Below are 21,573 nucleotides of genomic sequence, written 5' to 3'. Positions count from 1 at the left end.
GATAGTCAATACACTATCCTCCGATACGAGTATAGGCTTTCCCATTACCTTTTTTTAAATCATAACCGTAACTATTGACCATGTTGAAGTGATTATTGATTACCCACAAAGACAGGTAATAAATGTCGTTAATTCAAAAAAATCATATGCCTGCTGATGCTGACAGGCAACGAATTCAGGATGTTTCAGAGATGCGGACTGAAATATATATTCCAGCAAAACAAAACGATTCCTCCACCGATGATATAGTTCTGTTAGGTGCATTCCCCCTGACTCCCAATGAGTGGCAGACCATCAGGTTAGAAATCAGCGATCACTGTCTGATCCGGGAACGTGGGTTTGAAATCAAACCTGTTATTAACCAGACAGGCCTGGTTTCGATATCCAATATAAGGATAATCAATACTGAAAACCATGTCTTGTGGTCGGCTCATCATGACTTCTGCCAGTGCTCGCTTCATGGAGATGCAGAAGGAATCTATCATGAAACAGGAATACAGGTCGTCTGCTATGGTCAGCAAGCATGGATCAAGGTGCCTGCAGTAAGTAATCTCCCCGACTGCCCGATCATTCTAAAGGTTTGGATCAGGTATGATCAGAACTTTCAAGGTCTTGCCCGCAATTGTAATTTTCTGAGCCTCAGCCTGACAAAATCCAGGAAACAAAATGCTGTTCTTCAAGAGCATGTTCGTAATCTTGACCTAAAGATTTCCGGCATGAAAGCTGACTCGGACAAATTTAAAGCTGACTGCGCCTTGCAACTCAAGCAAGTCAGATACGATCTGCATATTCAGAAAACATTGACAAGCAGATATTTTAATGAACTTGCAGCAGCTGAAAACCTTCTTGATGACCAGACTGAGCTCTCAGCAAGAAACAAGGCTCTTTCAAAACAAAACAAGTCACTCTCAAAACAAATTTCGGTGCTGAACAAGCAACACAAAAAACTTCGCAAGCTAAATAAAGAATTTTATAAATACATAAACAGGCTGCATTACAATCTGGGCTCTCTTGTTAAGTCATCCCGCTGGAAAACAGGCGACTTCCTGTTAAGGCTTGTTGAATTTACGCTCTGTAGAAAAAAACAGCCCCTGGCTGTTGATATTATGCGTAAGGATTTATTATATTTGAAAAACAAACACAAAACCCATTTCCATGCAGGCAAGGATAAAAAAAATAAGTCAATCGACCCTGAAAAAAAAATTTTCGATTTGATAAGCTCGCTTCGCAAAGACTATAACTCCATCAAGTCATCAGCAAGATGGAGGCTGGGATACTCCATCTCCAAATTTTCCCCCATGAGATTTTCAAAATCCGGACATAAGACTGCTGTTGAAAATTTGGAACAGATTTTCAAACAAAGCGATCAAATGAGAAAAAAAGACAACAATATCAGTTTCAAGCTCATGCAAAAAGAAGTAAACAAACTGCATAAATCCTTTATTGAACTTGAAAAATCAAAACCCTGGCGCACAGGAAGTAGTTTTTTTCTTATAATTGACAAGCTCCTTTTAAGGGGCAATCGCCCGACTTCCATGGACCACGCCTTGAAAAAGCTGTCAGAGTATCAGAATGAACATTGAGATTAATAATTCTAACGATATTAATGACTTAGAAAACACACTGACTGAAGAAAAAACTGTGCATCGAGACCCTCTTGTTGCAAGGCTGATCTTACCGGACAGCCGTGGAAAATTATCAGAAATTAAGTCCCGTCTTTCTTCAGATAAGTGGCAGAGTATTTCTTTTGAGATCAACACAGTTCTTCCTCTAAGCATATCTCCTCTACACCTTGCACCCCTCAACACTGTCGGCTGCGTTTCAATTTCTTCAATTATTTTCAACAACAGATCAACCGGTATGCCTGTTCTTAATGTGTTGGAATATTCCGATACTGAACTTTTTTCATTGAACGAACATACCCTACGGATTCCTTCCCAAACTGGCCTCAACCTGTTTGTAACTGGACCCGATTCCCGGCTTGGGCTCGAAGTTTCAGATCATTTGCCGGATTGTCCCCTTGAGCTGAACATAAACATTATGATAAAAACTGGCTTGTTCCTCCATGAAAGAGCAATACGGGCCCACTTAGAATTAGATGACTGGGAAACAATACTGGAATCAAGAAAAAACGACTCTAATATTGAGTATAATCTGCATGTAGGAATCGCCAGGGTCGCTATGGACCGGGGAGACTGGACTGAAGCCGTCAGGCGCTGGCAGGATGTAGTTTCAATCAAGGGATCCAGAACCCCTTCTTATGTATACAAAAATCTGAACAAGGCTTACCTTGAACTGGAGTCTTTTCCAGCTGGAAATCCGGAAGAAGAGAAAACATCCGGCAAGGTGGACAAACACCGGCTTTTGAGCATGGCGCATGAAAAAATTAAACCCCGGAAATACCTTGAGATCGGGGTTCACAGAGGCAGAAGTCTTGCCCTTGCAAAATGCGAGGCCATTGGAGTTGATCCCATGCCCATGCTTGAAGGGCCTCTGCCGGAACACTCTAGAGTTGTAACCATGACCAGTGACGAATACTTTGCCAGCCCTGCCCAAGAAGATCTGAAACCAGGACCGGATCTGATTTTTATCGACGGCATGCATCTTTTTGAGTATGCCTTGCGGGACTTTATTAATGCTGAGCGCTTTGCTTTCCCCTGGACCCTGATTGTCATAGACGATATTTTTCCGGTTCATCCGGTTCAGGCTGAACGACGAAGACGTACCAGGACATGGACCGGAGATGTCTGGAAATTGTATGAAACCCTGCGAAATCATCGGCCTGACCTTTTTCTTTTGCCTGTTGACGCATCTCCCACAGGAATTCTTTTTATTTCTGCTCTCAATCCTGACAATGCCGAACTCAGCAGCAATTATGATGACATTGCCAGGGAGTATGCCCATGACACAAGCCCGCCAGATCATATCCTGACACGCTTAGATACTCGTTCCGTTGATGACACTACCATTGCCGGCTTTTTTAACATTTTAATCAATGCCCGCCATAACAACTTAGACTCAAATACAATCTCCCAACAACTGACTTTGGAGGTCAACCCATAACGCCATGTCTGCAGAAGAATCAATCAGGACTATCGATGTTCAGGACATAAAAAGCTTTTCCCACAAGGATCCGGAAGGGATTGCTGTAATTATGCCCTGCACGGATACCCAGGCAGGCCTGTCAACCTCCAGGCATCTTATGCGCCGAGCGGATATTAGCTGTTCCATCCTGATAATCCATGACACCATACGTCAGGGGTTTATTAAAACCCTGAATCAAACTTTTTGGAGGACAACTGCAAGATATATTGTTTACCTTGCCCAGGATGCATGGCCGGGAAGAGGGTGGCTAAAATGCGCTTATGACGCCCTGGAAAATTCTGGAAAATCCCTGCTGGCATTCAATGATGGTAAATGGCAGGGAAGAATCGCTTCTTTCGGCATGGTTAGAAGTAAATGGGTTAAAAAGTTGTATCAGGGTAATTTTTTTTATCCAGGGTACCATTCCCATGCAGCTGACAACGAGCTGACTGTTATTGCCAGAGCTCTCAAAGAGCACTTGTATCATCCCCAATGTACTCTCGTAGAGTATGATCCGGAAAAGGATGATAAACGGCCTGATCTTGGGGACATCGCACTTTTTAGAAAGCGTTTCATGAAAGGATTTGACGGCCTGGTCTCCTGGGACAAGCTTCGTCCCCTTGCTTCTGAGTATAAAGTCAATAGAAGACCCGGTCTGTCAGTAATAATCCCGGTTACTCAAGCAGGCTGCGACCTGGAAAATATTATTAACTCGCTTCTTTCTGCAGGTCTCACCGCTTTTACGGAGATAGTATTCATATGTAACAATAACACATCCTTGCCCAGGAACATTCTGGCAAAGTATTCCCGGCAGATTTTTATTCGATACATACAGATCCAAAAAAATATCACTGCAGCCCGGGCCTGCCAGTACGCTACAGCAAGGTCCAGCCAGTCTTTCCTGTTTTTCCTGAGCCCCATTGCCATGTGCGACCCTGAGGTACTGTCTGAGTCATTGAAAAATTTTGCCGACCAGACTGATGCACCGGCCAGAATCAGACTTAACAATAGCCATTCCCGCCTGTTTGATCCAAAAAACTCCGGAGTTCTGGTTCCTTCCCATTTCCTTTTAAGTGATTCAGCCATCAAGCCTGGCTGCACATCTCAGGCAGATTTCTTTGAAGCTATGCAAAGTCTCCTCTCAGAGAGGCAAGGCATTCAGACTAAACCTGCCGCATCCTCTGATAAACAAGAAAATCTCCCTGCTCCACTGGAAAAAATCCTTTTCATAATTCACGATGGTTCTGGTGGAATGGTGAAAATCAATGCTGATCTTGCTAAAGATATAAGTGTTCTCGCAACCGCATACATATTGTACGCTGGTTCACACTCATGGAATATTTATGAGTACAGAGACAAAAAGGCAGTCCATGCAGGGCGTTATGATTTTTCCAGAGAATGGTCCCTGGTTAACAATATTGATGAAGAAAGACAAAACGCACTGATTGATCTTAACGAATGCTTGAGCCCTGACCTGGTGCATATCAGGGTTTTGCTGGGCACAGGCCCAGGGGTTATTGACTTTTTCAAGAACAGAAAAATTCCAGTGGTTTTGTCATTTCATGAATACTCCGCTGTATGTCCCAGTCTCCACCTGCTTAATAACGGCCGTTTCTGCAGCGGAGACTGCAGTGTTTTTCATGATGACGTTCCGGACTGCCGGCTTTCCCGGAAGTGGTTTGCAAAAGACAAAATGTTAAGACCACTGCTGAGGAATGACTGGTCCTCTTCCGTGGCCAGGTCAATTTCCCTTTGCGATTCTTACGTGGTTACTTCTTCCCTTACCCGGGATATCATAACAAAAAACTATCCACAGGCATCACCCGAAAAATTCAGAATTATTGAACACGGCCGGTCTTTTCCGCAAAGATATTCATACTGCAGGGAGTACAGGCAGGATCAGCCCTGCGACATATTTTATTACGGTGCTTTGAATGAATCCAAGGGATGTTTAATTGTCCATGATATTATCAGGATAAATCAGGCAAGGTCAGGCCCCTTCAGATTTCACATCCTGGGCAATTTTTTCAGCAGAAATGACAAAAAGAAATTCCAGACACTGCATGCGACCCATATTTACGGGAGCTACGATCGTGAAGAGCTTGAACTGCATTTTAAGGCCGTCAGGCCGACCCTGACCATTCTGCCTTCCATCTGGCCGGAAACTTACTCTCACGCCCTCACAGAGTCCTGGGCTTATGGAGTGCCTGTGCTGGGTTCGGACCTTGGGGCAATCGGGGAAAGAATCATAAGGCACAAAGGGGGCTGGACCCTCACCCCGGAAGACCCTGAGGCATGGTTTGAAGCTATGCTGTCCATAATTAAAAATAAAAAGGAATACCGGAAAACAGCTCGACAGGTTCAATTCATAGAAATTAAAACCAGGGCAGAGATGACCAGAGATTACCTGGATCTTTATCGGGACTTGTTATGCCCTGAATCAGGAGATTTTGAAACCGCTTCCTGGGGTGAGCTGAATATCAGCACTCAGAACCGGTTGCATTCTGATGAATCTGGCCAGCATTGCAGGAGGCAGGACCAGTCCGAAGCATTATCCGTTCCTGAAAAGCTCGGCAGAACATATTCTGTTATAGCGGCATATGGATCAAAAACCAAAAATAATGATCTATCCCAGGGACTGTCCCCGGCTTCGGGACTGTCCCCGACATTGCCTTCAGAAACGCGTAACCCTTCAGTCCAGTCCCTCAGGCACAAACTCAACAATCTGGGTTTTGTTCAAAGAGCTTATCAGGAACTTGGGAGACTCGCTGCTGACAGCTACAACCAACATCTGGCCGGACTTGCAGCCTGGGAACTGGCTCTGTGGCATGCTGACCGCAGCACTGCATCTGATGCCCGGTCCTGCCTCAAGTATCTGCAGAAATTCATAACCGGGACAGAAGACCTCCAGGATTTAAAAAAGGCGACTGTGCTTCAGGCGGAGAGCTTTGGTATCCTGAAAGACTGGGAAAATGGAAACAGAGCTGTAAATAATGCTCTGGACATCTCCCCTGACCAGGAACTGTTCCTTGCCGCGACACACCTTGAGCACACTGCTGAAAAACGCCTGGACTGGATCAATAAAGCCCTTGAGCTTGCAGGTCTGGAAAAAATAAGATGCAACTACAGTGCCAGGACCTTTTTTGAAGGTTTAAGCCCGAACATAAAACCTGCATCTTTTCCAGATCAACGTGGCAGGGTTGAGCATCCCCTGATAAGTGTTATCATGCCGGTATACAATGCAGAATCAACACTGCCCGTCGCCTTAAATTCAGTCCTGGCCCAGACCTGCCAAAACCTGGAAATCATCATTGTTGACGACTGCAGCACAGATTCAACCGTTGAAATCGTCCGCAGATACCAGACCGACCATCAGAGGATAAAGCTTATTCAGTCCTCCTCAAACCAGGGCCCTTACAATGCCCGGAATATCGGACTTCAGGCTGCCACTGGTGAACTTGTCACCTGTCATGATGCTGATGACTGGTCTCACCCCCAAAAGCTGGAACTGCAGTATGAGGCCCTGGGTAACCATCCTGAGGCAGTTGCCTCCGTTTCCATATGGGCCAGAATGTTTGATGACCTTAAGTTTTACCGCCGGGGTAATCCAGGATACTACTCTCAGATAAACCTGTCATCTCTGATGTTCCGACGCAGGATTGTTATGGACAGGCTGGGTTTCTGGGACAATGTCAGGTTTGGAGCGGATACGGAATTCTTGAAAAGAATTAAGATCTGTTTCGGCGAAAATGCCATTATAGAGCTGCCTGATAAGCTTCTTTCCTTTGCCAGGGTCTTGCCCGGTTCTTTAACAGAAAGCTCCCAGACAGGTTATCCCGGCTATAACATGGGAGCCCGCAAGGAATATTTTGAAAGCTACACTCATCACCACAAGACCAGCTTTGAATTAAAGTATCCATTCTTTGAAACAGAACGTCCCTTTCCGGTGCCCTCTATCATGCTCCCTGACAGGGATAAATCCCGGGTTATTAATGTTGATATTGCCTGGGCTTCAGACTTTCGCCTCCTCAATATCGGACTTGACCGGATTAAAACTTTTGCTGACCTGGTTAATTTAGGACTCAGTACAGCCCTTATTCCAATGTATGCTTATGGTCACGCCAACAGGCTGCATCTTCATTCCAGGATCAGGGAAAGAATTGATGGCCACAACTTCATTGTCGGAGTTTGTGGAGAACATATATCAGCTGATATACTGTTAGTTGATTCCCCTCTGGTTCTGGAGGACTGGCAAGTATACGTGCCGGAGGTGCGCCCTTTAAAAACTTTAGTATTGCTTGACAATTTAATTCTGAAAACAAGCATTGAAACCCTTGAAAATTGCTGCATCAACCTTCAAAATCATTTTGGAAGCAGAGGCGAATGGTGCCCTTTGGACAATAAATCCAGGAAACAAGCTGAAAATATTGTAAAAAATAATTTTCATGCCTTAAACCTGTCCATGACAAACTGGGACATCCAGAATATACGTAAATGGATGTCAACCAGGAGTAACAGCTAAACCTTCAACATGACGGGACAATACCCGTTTGTAAATAAAAAAACAAATCGAAGCCTGGAGCTTTATGCTTGTCATGAATCAACCTTTATCACTCAAAATTATTTCAACAGTCTGTCTGATATTTTATCTAATGACTGCCATCGGATGCACCACTGAGAAAGCAGTTCCCCTGGAAGGAATAACTTTTAAGGATCAGTGGATCAGAATAAAATCTGATCCACTTCTGGATCTGACCGGAGATTTAACCATTGATATGTATATTAAACTTCACCAGTATCCTGACGACTGGGCCGCAATCATCTCAAAAGAAAGCTCCTACCACCAAAGCGAATTTACACTGAGGATTAAGGACAGGTTAAACGGACGCTGGTACTATGGCGACGGCTCTGCGGTTAATCAGGTTGCCTGGAATCCAGAAGAACTGCTTCCCCTGAATACCTGGGTCAGAATAACTGCAGTCCGTAGTTACCAACAAAGAACATTAAAAATCTACGTTAATGGAAAAATCAAAGCTGAGCAAAGATTTAGTCCTTTTCCCAGGGCCGTGAAAACTGACAGTCCTCTGACCATGCTCAGACAACGATCTCAATGCCTGCATACTACTATTGCAGAGGTGAGAATATGGGATCAAGCACTTTCTCAGGATGTATTGGCAACAATAATCTATGGACAACCAGCTGGCAAAGTTAAAGTCAAACCTGTTGGCTCATGGAAATTCATACCACCTTCTCAAGTTCAAAGCTATGGAGACTACTTTGAGCATCCGGAAATATTATCCAGATAGCAACAGATTAGCAACTTACCACAAATTTCAAACAAACATGTTGGTCGTCACGGCTATTGTAAGTGGAGCCGGCATCCTGCCGGCTGTTTTTAAAAAAGGCCTGCTGGAAGCAGGCCCCACTTTACAAAGGCTCAGCAGTCAGTTGCCCGGAAGGGGCCTCTTTTTCCGCGCAGGGTCGAGGAAAAAGCCTGGTGACTTACCGCTCAAATGCTGTCGCAAAAAACAATAAACTGTTCCGGCCAAGTTCAAGGCTTAGCGCCTGGCAAAATACCTCTTCACACTTGGGTTGCGGGAGTATCCCGGGTTAGGCCTTTGAATATGGCACGGCTTATCGGCAACGCTTAATGCTCTCCATGTCACATTATCAGTACTCACAGAATAATATGAAACACTTACGACTTATTCTTATGCCCATAATCCTGGGTTTATCCACAATAATATATCTGATGCACACCAGGTATATGCTATTTAGTTCAAGAATTCAGGAAAACGAGATAATCATTTCCACCCATTGGACTCCGCTGCTGATTCATTCAGGTGCTACCTTATTAATTATGGTTCTTTTTTTTGTATATTTCAACAATATAATAAGCTATCTGCGCAATACTTACGCTAAAATTCTAGACCAAATCACCCATATGCGAACATGTGACAGCAGTATTCTTGCCGTATACTCCCCCTGGTTCTTGAAATCAATTCTAACGGTTTTCATTGTGCTCGCCATGGCCCTGATCCAGACATACACCATCTGGGACTATTTTGGAGTAAGAGTGGATGAAAAAGCCTTATTCATGTATTCAATAGGTTTTTTTGGAGGTGATTATAATCCTAACTGGTTTGGTTACGGTAGCCTTGGCATGTACATTTTGTATATTGCCTACATGCTTCTGGCCATATTTCCCATTTTAGGAGGCTACTTCGCATCTCTTGATGAGTATGCCATGCAGGTATTTTACAACGGATATTTTGTGCTGGTGGCCAGGTACGTGTTTTCTGTCTTAGGCATAGCAGCGGTTTTTTTGTATGCTCAGACAGCGAGGAAGTGTTCCGTTCCTGTATGGCTGATTTTACTTTTTCTATTGGTCTGTTTTTTCAGTCCTGACAATGTCTATTACGCCAACTATTTAAGGTCTGACTATCTGGTTGGATTCTTTGTAGCCATGGCAGTGTTCTGCGGCATTCAGAGCAACAGAAAAATTTATATGTACCTGATGGCCATAGCAGTGGCCGGAGCAATCTGTTCTAAAATATCAGCTCTGCCGATTTTCCTTTTTCTCATTGCTTACTGCGTCTATAGAAAATATGACAAGACCATTTCCTGGACACACCTTGCAGGTATTATCCTTACTTTTATTCTTTTTCTAAACCTGTTTCAACCATACGCACAATGGATGGAGTTCATCAAGGCTATTTTCTTCATGGGAACTGAGGGTGATATTGCCAGATTCAACTGGGGAAAAACCTACGTACATTCAGTACCCGAAAGACTGATGGCCATTGCTGCAATATTTAAATCCAGCTGTGGTTTACCTGTCCTTTTATCACTTTTTTTTATTTTTTTTACCTGGAGATTTATTCACGCAGTAATCCCAGGCCTTTTCATGCTCAGTCTATTGACCTTGCCCTACCTGATTTCTTCAGAAATTACATTTTACTGGTTCGCCCCTGCTTTCAATCTGGTCCGGTTTCTGGCCCTTTTATCTATTGCCGGTTTTATGTCCTTGCTATTTGAACTGATCAACAGCATCCCTAATTACTATTACACACAGATAAAGAATATATTAAAATCAATTACTGTCGCCGGAACTATTGCTTTATCTGTATACGTACTCATTCTTCCTGGTTTTAATCAGTATGTGAATATTTATAAATGGGAAGAAACCAATAAAGATATGGCTCAAAAGTGGATAGAAAAGAACCTTATTGAAAGCGGATATATCGCACTTGAAGGTGAAAGCATGTACAATCATTTTACGCCAAAGGTATATGACCCTGAAAACATCCAGGAGTCCAAAAGAGTTTCCAGATACTTCATGTATAACAGAAGTCAGAATCAATATTTAAATTATTTATTTGAAACCTATCTTGAAGATTATTACCTGAACAATATTGGAGTCAAACAGGTCAAAGGCGTCAGAAGACATCTCCATATCCCGGAACACTGGCGCGAAACCGGATACTATTACGTTACTTCACCGGCAATTTACAACAGGTTTTTATCAAGAGATCCGAGCAGCATACCCGAGCATCTCCGTGAAGAACTGAAAAAAAACATTGATCACTTTGACAAACTGATATCCTGTCCTTTAATAAAGGCTTTTCGTTCCGGCAGAGGTCCTGACATTGAAATTTACTATATAAGCTATGAATGTTATTAACAATGGCTCCAGGAAATATGTAAATTTGTCCGTTCTTTTACCAGCATCCCTAACGGGAGCATTGCCCGTTTCTGAAAACCAGATAGGGGACAGTCCCGAAGCCAGGGACAGTCCCCCTCCGGGCTGTAAGCCTCCGGGCAGGAAGCCGTGCCAAGCCATGATAAACCGCTTTTAACCCAAAAAAAGCTGTTACAAGCACATTAATTTTTTCAGTTGTCAGAAACGCGTAATGCTCCCTCCGTAACAGCTTGCCCACTGTCCGGTCATATGCAATATAATTTGCAATTGTTCACAGCACTTTCTACTTTCAGATAAAGTCTGCACCCTGTCCCCTGTTTAAATTAATGTAGGACATAGCACCCAGCAACCTTGGAAGTGACAACTTGCAATCTGCATCGCCATAAGCTAATAAACCAACTTATTCATACCAACTTCAACTTTAAGCTTTGAGCTTCAAACTTCGAGCTTCAAACTCCGATACAATGCCAGAAATATCCATAGTCATCCCGGTATACAGATCTGCTCCATGGCTTGAAGAGTTGATTCAAGAAGTATCCCAGGTATTAGAGAATCATTCATTAAGCCACGAGATTATCTTGATTGATGACTCATCTCCAGATAATTCATGGCAGGTCATCAAGGATATAGCTAAGAACAACACGGCTGTTCGCGGTTTTCAGCTCATGAACAACGAGGGTCAGATCAGGGCTACCCTCTGCGGCCTGAGACACAGTCAGGGAAATATAGTAGTAACCATGGACGATGACTTTCAGCATCGTCCGGATCAGATACTTCTTCTTATTGATGCCTTGAATAACAATCCTGAAATGGATTGTGTCCTGGGTGTCTTTGAAAGCAAAAAACACTCCCTGTACCGCAACCTGGGCTCAAGAATCATTAACCGCCTGAACCAGTCCGCCTTCAACATGCCCAAAGGCATTAGCTCTTCAGGCTTTCGGGCCATGCGCAGAAAACTTGTTGATGCTGTCTGCGCACATAATATCCTAAACCCTTCCCTGGCCATGCTGATCTTCAGCAGTACCCGGCGAGTCATGAATATCACGCTGGAGCACGCCTCAAGAAGGGCTGGAAAATCCAACTATACCCTGCGCAAGCAGTTCAGACTTGCTTTTGACAATATCTGTCATGCCAGCATGCTGCCGCTGCGTTTGGTCTCTTTGACAGGCCTTGCTGCCTCGGGTTTAAGCCTGGCTCTTATGATTTTTTATTTTTTGCGCTATCTGCTGGGGGCCATTCATGTGCCGGGCTGGACCACCATTATCCTGCTCTTGACCTTCTTCTCAGGAGTGATACTCTTTGCCCTCGGTGTAATCGGCGAATACCTGTTCATGGTGCTCAAAGAGGTACGGGGCAGTCCTTTATATTTCATCCGCGCAACTACAGCTTCAGCTGAAAAGCAATGCTCAAAAGGAGAAGCCAATGAGCGATAAACTAATTGAGTTTTTTGAAGAGATTCTGGAAAAAGAACCTGGCGAGATCAAGCCCGATGATGAATTCAGAAATTATGAAGAATGGGATTCCCTTGCATATATATCCCTTGTCACCAAAATTGATGAGGAATTTGATGTCACCATGAGACAAGAGGACTTTCAACTAATGAAAACCATCAATGACATTGCCGGGTATATTCAGAAGGTTCAGGCCGGCTGATGGCTTCAACACACTACAATAATGTCGGAATACAGGCTGTATCTGTTGCTGTACCAGCCCAGGTGTATAATAATTACACTGACAACGATCACTTTAATACCGATGAAGCTGCAAAAATTGCTGACAGCACCGGCATAAAACAACGCAGGGTTGCGGATGAAAATACCTGCGCCTCAGACCTGGCAATGGCTGCTGCTGAAAAAGCCCTGGCAGATACCGGCACGAACCGCAGCAGCATAGATTTTCTCATCTTTGTTTCCCAGACACCTGATTATAAAATGCCCGCTACGGGTATCATTCTTCAGCACAGACTGGGGCTGTCCAAAAGCTGCGCTGCCTTTGATGTCAACCTGGGTTGTTCAGGTTTCGTCTATGGGCTGAACCTTGCTTATGCACTTGGGGTCCAGCCCGGAGTCAATAAGGTTATGCTTGTCAATGCCGAAACCAGGACAAAGGCTTATTCTTTCAAAGATCGCCAGACAGGTTTTTTGTTTGGAGATGCGGCCTCAGCCTTGATAATTGAAAAAGGCGAGCATTATGGCCCTTCCTGGTTTCTCATGGATTCTGACGGTTCCAGGTATGACTATATTATGATTAAGTCAGGCGGGTACAGACACCCCAGCACTCCGGAATCTTTGCTGGAGCGTACATTTGAGGATGGAAGCATTAGAAACGATGAGCAGGCTGTTATGAATGGTCTTGGAGTATTTGAATTTGTCATCACTCAGGTACCTGCACATGTCAAAAAAATTCTCTCCACGGCTGAACTTTCTAAAGATGATGTTGACTGGTTTGTCTTTCATCAGGCCAACCAGGCCATGAATAACTATCTCATCAAAAAGCTCAAGCTCAATTCAGATAAGGTGCCCTCAAATCTTGACCGATTCGGCAACACCAGCTCTGTGTCAATTCCTCTGACCATTTCCACTGAACTACGGGACAGGCTCTCAGAGGATACTAAAGTGGTAATTTCTGGATTCGGAGTCGGCCTGTCCATAGGCTCAGCCCTCATCACCATGAACAGTCCACTTATATCCCGGCCAGTTGAGGTATAATCGGCGTGGAACAACACCCTTTCAGCTTAGATAACAAAAACATCCTCATTAGTGGAGCCTCCTCCGGAATAGGCAGACAATGCGCCATTGAGTGTGCCGAAATAGGAGCCAGGGTCATTGTCATAGCGAGAAGCAGCACGAAACTTCTCTCAGCCATTGATGAAATGCCTGACAATGATCATATTGCCCTGTCCTTAGATCTATCGCAAATTGATCAGTGTGCTGCATCTCTTAAAGAAGTTTTCAAAGAAGTTCAGCAGGTCCATGGATTTATTCATGCTGCAGGCATGCAGATGACCTGCGCCTTGAACCAGATGAATACTGAAAAATATCGCAAACTTTTTGAAATTAATGTTTTTGCAGGGCTTGAGATAGCAAGACTTGCAACTCACAGAAAATATATTCCCCATGGTGGTTCCAGTCTTGTTTTTATCAGCTCCACCATGGCTTCCGTTGGCAAGCCCGGGCTTACAGGGTACTGTGCCACCAAGGGAGCCCTTGTTTCTGCCGCCCGTTCCATGGCCATGGAACTTGCTTCCAGAAAGGTCAGGGTTAATTGTGTTTCTCCCGGCCTCATTAAGACCCCCATGTTAGAAGATATGTTAAGCAAAATGACCCCGGAGCAGATATCAGAAAGACAGAAAGGGTATGCACTTGGCCTTGGCCATCCCCGGGATGTTGCCCACGCATGCGTCTTTCTTATGTCAGACGCAGCCCGCTGGATCACCGGCGCCAATATTCCCGTAGATGGGGGCTATACAGCACAGTAGACTATGAATACATTGCAGGGATACGGCGTCACCCTTGAGCCGATTAAACACTGTGATATTGAAATGGTGCGATGCTGGAGAAATGATCCGCGCGTTTCTAAGTTTATGCACTTTCGTGATCATATAACCAGGGAAATGCAGGAAAAATGGTTTCAGTCCATTAACAATCCCAACAACGCCTACTTCATCATTAACATAAACAACAAGCCCGTGGGCATGACCGAACTTAAGAAGATCGACCATGCTTCTAAGACAGCGGAAGGCGGAATTTTTTTACATGACGCAAGCATACATCACACTTTGTACCCATACGCTATAGTTTTTCTCAGAAACCGCTTCGGATTCATGGATTTAAATCTCGAAACCCTGCATGCCTGCATTCTTGATGACAACACCCGGGCCATACGTTTCAATAAGTCCCTGGGCTACGTCCCCACAGAGCAGTATGAAGCGCCTGGTAAACGCCTTTATATACTTACAAAAGAAAGGTTTTTTAAGAACTTTGCAAAATTCAAAAAAATACTTGATAAATGATAATAGTTAGCCAATTGCAAAAGCACGGCTTTCAGCCTGGAAAGCATTCACCCGGAGTGCCTGTACCCCTGCTTGCCTGTCTCTTCTCTGTGCTCTCTGCGTCTCTGTGGTTAATAAAAAAAATTTTCCACCACAGAGGCACAGAGATTACAGAAAGATTGAATAATAAGTAAGGCCAGGAATGCATGTGCCCTGCTTGCCTGCCTCTTCTCTGTGCTCTCTGCGTCTCTGTGGTTAATAAAAAAAATTTTCCACCACAGAGGCACAGTATTTTTTTCAACCAGAAACAAAGGACCAGGAACTTTGAACTCTCAACATAACTTCCACCATCCATAAAAACATGAATTTCTCCCAAATCAACAAATCCCTGGTCAACATAAACACTGCCTCAAAGCTTACCCGCATGCTGACAAGCACCGGGCTGGCTGAGCACAGGCTGCATGAACTGCGGCTTAACAGGCTGCGCCGGTTACTTTCCTACGCAAGTAATAATTTTGATTTTTACAGAAAGAGAATAAAGTCAGCAGGCATAGATCCCTGGTCAGTAAAATCTTTAAATATTTTAGAACGACTTCCCGTCCTGACCCGTCAGGACTACAAGGAACTGACCAAAAGCATTGTTCAAAGCTGCCCCGACCAGTTTCAGAACTGCTTCAGGGATGCCACCAGCGGCAGCACAGGTCAGCCAGTGCAGATATACAGGTCATGGGATGACCGGGCCTATATGCTGGCCAAGTTCATGCGGGTTCTTATATTGAATGGTTACCGCCCCTGGCACGAAATGTTATGGGTGGCTTCTCCTGTACATATCCGGGGCCAGGATACCCTTTTGCAGTCTCTCGGCATTATGAAAAGACATATGGCCTCTTTTGCCGACCCTACAGATATGCTGGTGGACAAAATCATCACCCTCAAGCCCCAGGTCATTTACGCCAACAAATCACACCTTGTTCAGATGGCCATGCACATCTGCAAAAACAGGATCAACATTCCCAGGCCCATGATTTGCGCCTCAGTTGGAGAAATCCTTGATCCTGTCTCCCTGTCTCTTTTGCAGCAGGCTTTCGGGCCGGACAGCCTTATTGACTGTTACGGATCCCTGGAACTGAGCAATGTGGCCTGGCGCAGGATCAGCAATGATCAGTATTTTCATGTACATAACGACTGGGATATACTTGAAGTGGTTGACCGAAATGGCCGTAACAGCAAAAAGGGCACTGCACTGATAACCGACCTGCATATAAGGTCCATCCCGCTCATTCGCTACAAGCTGGGTGACCAGATGGAAGCGGAGTACCGTGACAATCTGCCTTGCATCAAAAAAATCATCGGCCGCACCGACGACCTGCTGCGCTTCAGGGATGGAACCAGCTGTGCAGGACCCATGATAGAGGTGGTCATGGAAGATATCCCCGGCATACTCCAGTACAGGGTAATTCAGGAGAATTTTGATCTGGTAAGAATCATCATCGCCGCCCTTCAGGGTGTGGACTTGCCAGAGTTGCATCAAAAAGTACTGCAAGGCTTCAGGAATCATGTTTCCAATAAAATTGAATACAAAATTGAATTTACAGATAACATCCCCCCTGATCCCAATGGAAAGCTGCGCATGCTGATTTCCAAAGTCAAATCATGAACCTGAACAGCTTTGTCAAAATCATCATTCCAGTTGTTCTCCTGGGAATAATATTTTATCATGTAGACTTTTCTTTACTTCTTAATGCTCTTGTTGCCATCAACCTCAAGTATCTTTTTCTGTCATTTATTACTGGTTATATACTTTTTATACTGTGCTCCGCCCTCAGGTGGAAATTTATTCTCAGATATTTTTATGGAATCAGAATGCCTTATCCAAGGCTTCTGAGATATTACTGGGAAGGAATCTTTGCAGGATATTTCGTGCCTGGTGGGGTGGGAGCAGACATATACCGTGCTATAGCTGCCGGCAGGGACTCCGGAAACTATGAAAAAAATGCTGTGGCGGTTCTTGGAGAAAAACTATACATCCTGTTAGACAGTGTAATTTTTGTTATCCTGATATACGCGTTTGTTGTCCCTCATGTTGTTGACCATCAAATGCTTGGTGCCATTAACAACTACTTTTATCCTGTCGTAGTTGTGGTTACAATTATATTGCCCCTCTTGATGTGCTGCCTTTATTTGCTGTCAAAACGCTCCATCCTGAATAATTTGCGCCAGAGACTCCTGAGTATGGCCCAGGCAGTTATATGTAAAATCCCAGGAGTCAACTCAGCGCGCATTACCAGCCTGAGCCTGACTGAGCTGACCAAACCTTTTTTTAAGCTTTGCAATATTTTTATTCTTCTAAGCTTTACCTTTTTAAACCGTATACTAATAAGCACAGGTGGTTATTTTTTACTGCTCTCCTTTGGGGCACATATCCCATTCATTGCTCACTTTTTCGTCTGGACCATGGCTACAATACTTTTTTCTTTGCCAGTGTCTTTTGGTACTCTTGGAGTCAGGGAGGGAGCGCATATTCTTTTGCTAGGCCTGTTTGGCATAAAAAGCGAAATAGCACTGGCAGCATCTTTTGCAGGACTGGCCTGCCTCTTGACATCAACTGTTATGGGTGGTTTTATCCTGCTGGGATATAATATTTTGTTTAAACAGAAATGACAATCATTGTAACAGGCTGGCCATTTGCATGTGGCACCGGGACTGACTCTTACAGTCCTTGTTTTATTAAGTCTGTTTTTTAAATCAACAAAAAAACAAGGGCTGGGTGCCTGTTTCCTGCTGCCCTTTGTAAAGTGGGGCCTGCTTCCAGCAGGCCTTTTTTTAAAAACATCCGGCAGGATACAGACTCCACTTACAATTGCCGCAACGACCAACATGTTGGCTTGAAATTTGTACTAAGCGCCTGATAATATTTGGATTCAAACATCATGCTAAACCTTATCTCAGCATATTACTTAATGCGCAAGCTACCATACTCTCCACGCGCAAAATTGACTCGCCTGCAGAACAATAAACTGCATACTCTCATGCGCAATCATTTATCACCGTTCTATCTTGAAAGAATTACCAGTCCGCGCAGTGTCAGCCTGGACACTTTGCATAAAGTTCCAGTAACAGATCCATTCGATTTCAGGTCTGTGTCACCTCAAATGCGCTCCAAAAGGAATATTGCGGATCAAAACTTAATTTCCCTGTCCACGAGTGGCAGCAGCGGTGTTCCATTAACCGTAAATGTCTCACTCAGAGAATTTCGAATAGTACAACTCCAGCAGCTTCGCTTCTTTCAGATTCATGGCTGGAAACCCTGGTGGAAGACTGTCATTATCTGGAGCGAGGATAAATCTGAGGCTGACAGCCCTTTGCAAAAAATCATCAACTCTCAAAAAAAGCTTATTAACGTAACAGCCCCCCTGGATGAACAAAGCAGACTCATACAAAAACATAGGCCTGACTTGCTTTTTTGCCCTACAGACATGCTCCATACCCTTGCATTGTGGGCGCGCAACAACGGCATTGTCTACCCTCCTGTAAGACTGATTGCCACCTGTGGTTCACCCTTGCTTCCCAATATGAAAGCGCTCATTCAAGAGGTATTCAGAGGCAAATGTGTTGATATATATGGCCCCATAGAATGCGGTTGGCTGGGTCAACACTGCCCCCATTGCGGTCTGTACTATTTCAACGAAGATTCATTTATTCTTGAAGTTGTCAATGACCATGATCAGCCTGCTTCTCAGGGGAATATCCTGATTACCACTCTTGAACGCCATGTAACCCCCATCATCCGGTACCGGATTGGAGACCGGATTACCATGGCACCCGACAACCATGAATGCCCGGTCAAATTCCGCCATTTCAAATCCATAGACGGAAGATCAAGCGATGTACTTATGCTGCCGGGAGGTAAAACATTTTCATACATGCATGCCCTGCAACTTAATTCCATCAGTGGACTCAAGCAATTCCAGTTTGTGCAGATCAGTCTGCAAAGCTTTGTGTTTCGCTACACCAAAGAAACCGGCATCAATGATAATCATCTCAGGCAGGCTGTGCAAGCCAGGCTCCCTGATGAAATGCTCCCCGGCCTGGTTTTTAAAGAAGAACCTCTGATTAATCCGGAAAAATCAGGAAAGTACAAACTCATAGTCAACCAGTCAAAAGGAATAACTCCATGAACTATACCTGGAAAGAAAAACTCGCCATCATCAAGGATTCATTAGTCATGATCGGACCCATCCTGTCCCTGCGCTACATCCTCATCTATCTTTTGGGATACATGCCAGGCAGCGACAGATCCTTTGACCGCAAATACGGAACAGACACCACAGGGCTCATTTCCACGTCAAAGCTGTCAATATCCGATGTCAAATCCAGTTCCAACGCCATAGTCTATCTCCCGGCACCAGAGGGAGTTACCAGATATATGCTTCAGTCCCTGCCTGTAAACCATCCAGAATTCACCTTTGTGGACTACGGATCCGGCAAGGGAAGAGTTATGCTCACCGCCTCAACTTTCCCCTTTAAAAAAATAATTGGCGTGGAGATATCATCGGATCTCCACGCCATTGCAAAGAAAAACATCCAGGCCTATAAAAATCCCCGACAGAAATGTTCCAATTTTGAGCTTAACCTCGTAAACGCTTTAGACTACACTCCACCTCCTGTTCCCACGGTCTTTCATTTCTATCATCCCTTCCTGCCCGAGGTGCTTGCTCCAGTTCTGAACAATATAAAACAATCACTGCAGGCCCACCCCCGCCCCATCTACATACTCTACCTGTACCATCTGGACTATGTGGCCGCCACTTTCCGCCAGGCCGGCTTTGTATCCCTCATCAAAGAAGTCAAGTGCCTCAATTCCCAATACAACTGGGCCTTGTATACGAACTCGCGCTAAAAATGCTTAGTCCTGCAGTTGAATTTCATTGTAATCATGGTGGGTTTAGCACAGGCTGTATCGCTAACCTCCCGGAGCATCAAGTGTATCCTCGGATAAATATTCAACTTCAGGGTAAGTGATAAGCTCTTTAATCTCCTCTTTGCCTGCCTGCATAGCAAAAGCAGGGGTTACCATGAAGGTTTTTATGCTCAAATCTTCACCGCTGTCAGCACGAGATTCCAGCAGACGATTAATCACCTGCTCCTGTGTTCTAACTATGATCTTCCCTTTATCTTCATCAGAAACTTCAATACCAGGGGGAGTGTCATGTATTCTTAAATGAACAATAATCGGGATTCGCCCATGCTTTTCCGCTTTTTCCATCAATTCGGCATGCTCGTCACTAAACCCCGTATGATCATCGTTGACTGCAGGATCCTGGTATGGAGGTGTTTCTTCCATCTCTTTCATCCCATGCTTATCATTAGTCGGACCAGCATTATATCCATAATCGGTCGCTGGCCCTTTATCAGGAGCTTCTAATAACCCCCGGTTTTCACTTTGCTCAACAGTTTCCAAAGTATTCGCACCTTGCTCAGCACAACCGGTCAGGAAAAATGATGTAGCTGTAATTATTGTTAGCAGGAGTAATATTTTCATGGCTTTACCGGATTCCATTGTTTTCAAATCTTTATGCTCCTCTTACCATCAAGATTTCTATAAGCTGTTATATATTACACGCTTAGAAGCTCCTCACCCGGGCGGTCCGGGACGGAGCCTGCGAGTAACTTATACCCCTCGTTCCCAGTCTCCAGCCTGGGAACGTTTAGTCCTTACGGATCCAGCCGATTCTTCAAAATGTGGCTGGAGGCGCAGAGATGTTCTCAGCGCCTCTCATAACTTCTTTTAGTCAACCACACCGCCGGAGTGACCCATTGTTTCATCCCTGCCATTAATATTTTGCTTTTTCTCTTCATAAATTACACTTTCAGAACCTAACGTAAGCGAAGGTATGGAAAGTTTCGCCCAGTCAACCCACAAGGCATTGCCTGTAGAAGATCTGTAAAAATGCATACCCACACCAACTTTCCCAGAAGATAAACTGCTGTCTCTGCCGCTCCAGACCAGTATATCGTTAACATAAAACGACATTCTGTCACCCTGTACGACTGCCCTGAGTACATTCCATGCTGACCCTGTATTAACTGCAGATGAACTGGACCAGTTTTTAACAGCTGTCTCATTTCCATTTACGCGTTTCCATACACTAACGCTTCCATTTCTGGTATATTGAAAATAATAACCGTTGCTGAAGTACCCATTGGATAAGATTGAACCACTTGCCCTGACCCAAATCCTGTTGGAACTGCTGTCATCCCCGTTCCTCCAGAGTTTTGCAGAAAAATCCACATCTGTATAAGTCTGGTTATACGTTGATGTGTTACTTAAGCCCACACTTCTGCCTTCAGTATACCAGTACCTTCCGCTGACCACACTCCAGGAACCGGCATCCTGCTGCCAGCCCGTGGGGGTGGAGGTGAAGTTCTGGGTCCAGCCTCCTGTTGTTCCTGACAGGTTGAAGCTCATGCCGTCGCTCCAGGGGCCATAACCGTTATCATTGTATGTCCTTATCCACCAGGTTCCGCTGCCGGCTCTTAAAGTCACCGAAGGCCTGATAGAGCATGTACCGCTCCCGGAACTGCAGTTGACTGCAGAGGCGCTGTACCACTGGTTAATGCGGTTGCCGGATGAATCTGTGACCCACAGATGATACCAGGTGGCATTACTCACGGCATTCCAGGTATATGTGGGCTGACTGTTGCTGATGCTCCCGCTGGGAGATACAAGAGTGGCCTTGCCCGGTAGGTTGCCGCTGGTCAGGTTGAAGCTCATGCCGTCGCTCCAGGGGCCATA

16 protein-coding genes are annotated in these 21,573 nt (G+C 44.7%); 14 read left to right on the top strand and 2 right to left on the bottom strand.

From position 1 onward, the window contains the following. Window positions 1-122: 122 nt before the first annotated feature. The 14 genes from LZ23_RS21335 (at window position 123) to LZ23_RS23075 (ending at window position 19,677) form a co-directional block, all read left to right on the top strand. Entirely contained in the window at window positions 123-1,583 is a 1,461-nt protein-coding gene (locus LZ23_RS21335) for a hypothetical protein (RefSeq protein WP_045217524.1), read from the top strand. Continuing rightward, window positions 1,573-3,063 (top strand): class I SAM-dependent methyltransferase, encoded by a 1,491-nt coding sequence (locus LZ23_RS23090; RefSeq protein WP_052507595.1) that lies wholly within the window; start codon window positions 1,573-1,575, stop codon window positions 3,061-3,063. The genes LZ23_RS21335 and LZ23_RS23090 overlap by 11 nt, the downstream gene beginning before the upstream one ends. A 4-nt stretch (window positions 3,064-3,067) precedes the next feature. Beyond that, window positions 3,068-7,606 (top strand): glycosyltransferase, encoded by a 4,539-nt coding sequence (locus LZ23_RS23085; RefSeq protein ID WP_052507594.1) that lies wholly within the window; start codon window positions 3,068-3,070, stop codon window positions 7,604-7,606. A 73-nt stretch (window positions 7,607-7,679) separates the two neighbouring features. Further along, window positions 7,680-8,390, top strand: a complete 711-nt coding sequence (locus LZ23_RS21320; protein ID WP_198146071.1) for a LamG domain-containing protein — start codon at window positions 7,680-7,682, stop codon at window positions 8,388-8,390. Window positions 8,391-8,773: 383 nt separating this feature from the next. Next, a complete protein-coding gene (locus LZ23_RS21310) occupies window positions 8,774-10,768 on the top strand; it encodes a hypothetical protein (RefSeq protein WP_157493422.1) in 1,995 nt (664 codons plus the stop codon). Between the two features lie 482 nt (window positions 10,769-11,250). Continuing rightward, window positions 11,251-12,219 (top strand): glycosyltransferase family 2 protein, encoded by a 969-nt coding sequence (locus LZ23_RS21305; protein ID WP_045217516.1) that lies wholly within the window; start codon window positions 11,251-11,253, stop codon window positions 12,217-12,219. Then, a complete protein-coding gene (locus tag LZ23_RS21300) occupies window positions 12,209-12,439 on the top strand; it encodes an acyl carrier protein (RefSeq protein ID WP_045217514.1) in 231 nt (76 codons plus the stop codon). The genes LZ23_RS21305 and LZ23_RS21300 overlap by 11 nt, the downstream gene beginning before the upstream one ends. After that, window positions 12,439-13,494, top strand: coding sequence for a ketoacyl-ACP synthase III (locus LZ23_RS21295; protein ID WP_045217512.1), 1,056 nt, complete (start codon window positions 12,439-12,441; stop codon window positions 13,492-13,494). Before LZ23_RS21300 ends, LZ23_RS21295 begins: the two co-directional genes overlap by 1 nt. A gap of 5 nt (window positions 13,495-13,499) precedes the next feature. Beyond that, window positions 13,500-14,264, top strand: a complete 765-nt coding sequence (locus LZ23_RS21290; protein ID WP_045217510.1) for an SDR family NAD(P)-dependent oxidoreductase — start codon at window positions 13,500-13,502, stop codon at window positions 14,262-14,264. Window positions 14,265-14,267: 3 nt separating this feature from the next. Further along, the gene (locus tag LZ23_RS23080; protein ID WP_052507593.1) at window positions 14,268-14,798 is read left to right on the top strand and encodes a GNAT family N-acetyltransferase; all 531 of its coding nucleotides are present in this window, start codon (window positions 14,268-14,270) and stop codon (window positions 14,796-14,798) included. Window positions 14,799-15,138: 340 nt separating this feature from the next. Continuing rightward, window positions 15,139-16,434 carry a phenylacetate--CoA ligase family protein gene (locus tag LZ23_RS21275; RefSeq protein WP_157493420.1) on the top strand — a complete coding sequence of 432 codons (1,296 nt, stop codon included), beginning with the start codon at window positions 15,139-15,141 and terminating at the stop codon, window positions 16,432-16,434. Then, window positions 16,431-17,438 carry a lysylphosphatidylglycerol synthase transmembrane domain-containing protein gene (locus LZ23_RS21270; RefSeq protein WP_045217504.1) on the top strand — a complete coding sequence of 336 codons (1,008 nt, stop codon included), beginning with the start codon at window positions 16,431-16,433 and terminating at the stop codon, window positions 17,436-17,438. Before LZ23_RS21275 ends, LZ23_RS21270 begins: the two co-directional genes overlap by 4 nt. 299 nt (window positions 17,439-17,737) lie before the next feature. Continuing rightward, complete coding sequence (locus LZ23_RS21260; protein ID WP_045217501.1) at window positions 17,738-18,955, top strand: phenylacetate--CoA ligase family protein; 1,218 nt, start codon at window positions 17,738-17,740, stop codon at window positions 18,953-18,955. After that, window positions 18,952-19,677, top strand: coding sequence for a class I SAM-dependent methyltransferase (locus LZ23_RS23075; protein ID WP_052507592.1), 726 nt, complete (start codon window positions 18,952-18,954; stop codon window positions 19,675-19,677). The genes LZ23_RS21260 and LZ23_RS23075 overlap by 4 nt, the downstream gene beginning before the upstream one ends. 63 nt (window positions 19,678-19,740) lie before the next feature. Here the strand turns inward: LZ23_RS23075 and LZ23_RS21250 are convergent, their stop codons facing one another. Then, window positions 19,741-20,346 carry a hypothetical protein gene (locus tag LZ23_RS21250; RefSeq protein ID WP_157493418.1) on the bottom strand — a complete coding sequence of 202 codons (606 nt, stop codon included), beginning with the start codon at window positions 20,344-20,346 and terminating at the stop codon, window positions 19,741-19,743. A gap of 219 nt (window positions 20,347-20,565) precedes the next feature. Continuing rightward, window positions 20,566-21,573, bottom strand: a 1,008-nt coding sequence (locus LZ23_RS21240; protein ID WP_045217495.1) for a serine-rich family protein, incomplete at its 5' end; no start/stop codon positions are given.

The sequence above is a fragment of the Desulfonatronovibrio magnus genome, from assembly GCF_000934755.1.
Taxonomy (GTDB): Bacteria; Desulfobacterota; Desulfovibrionia; order Desulfovibrionales; family Desulfonatronovibrionaceae; genus Desulfonatronovibrio; species Desulfonatronovibrio magnus.
This window is presented reverse-complemented; position numbering and strand designations above follow the sequence as displayed.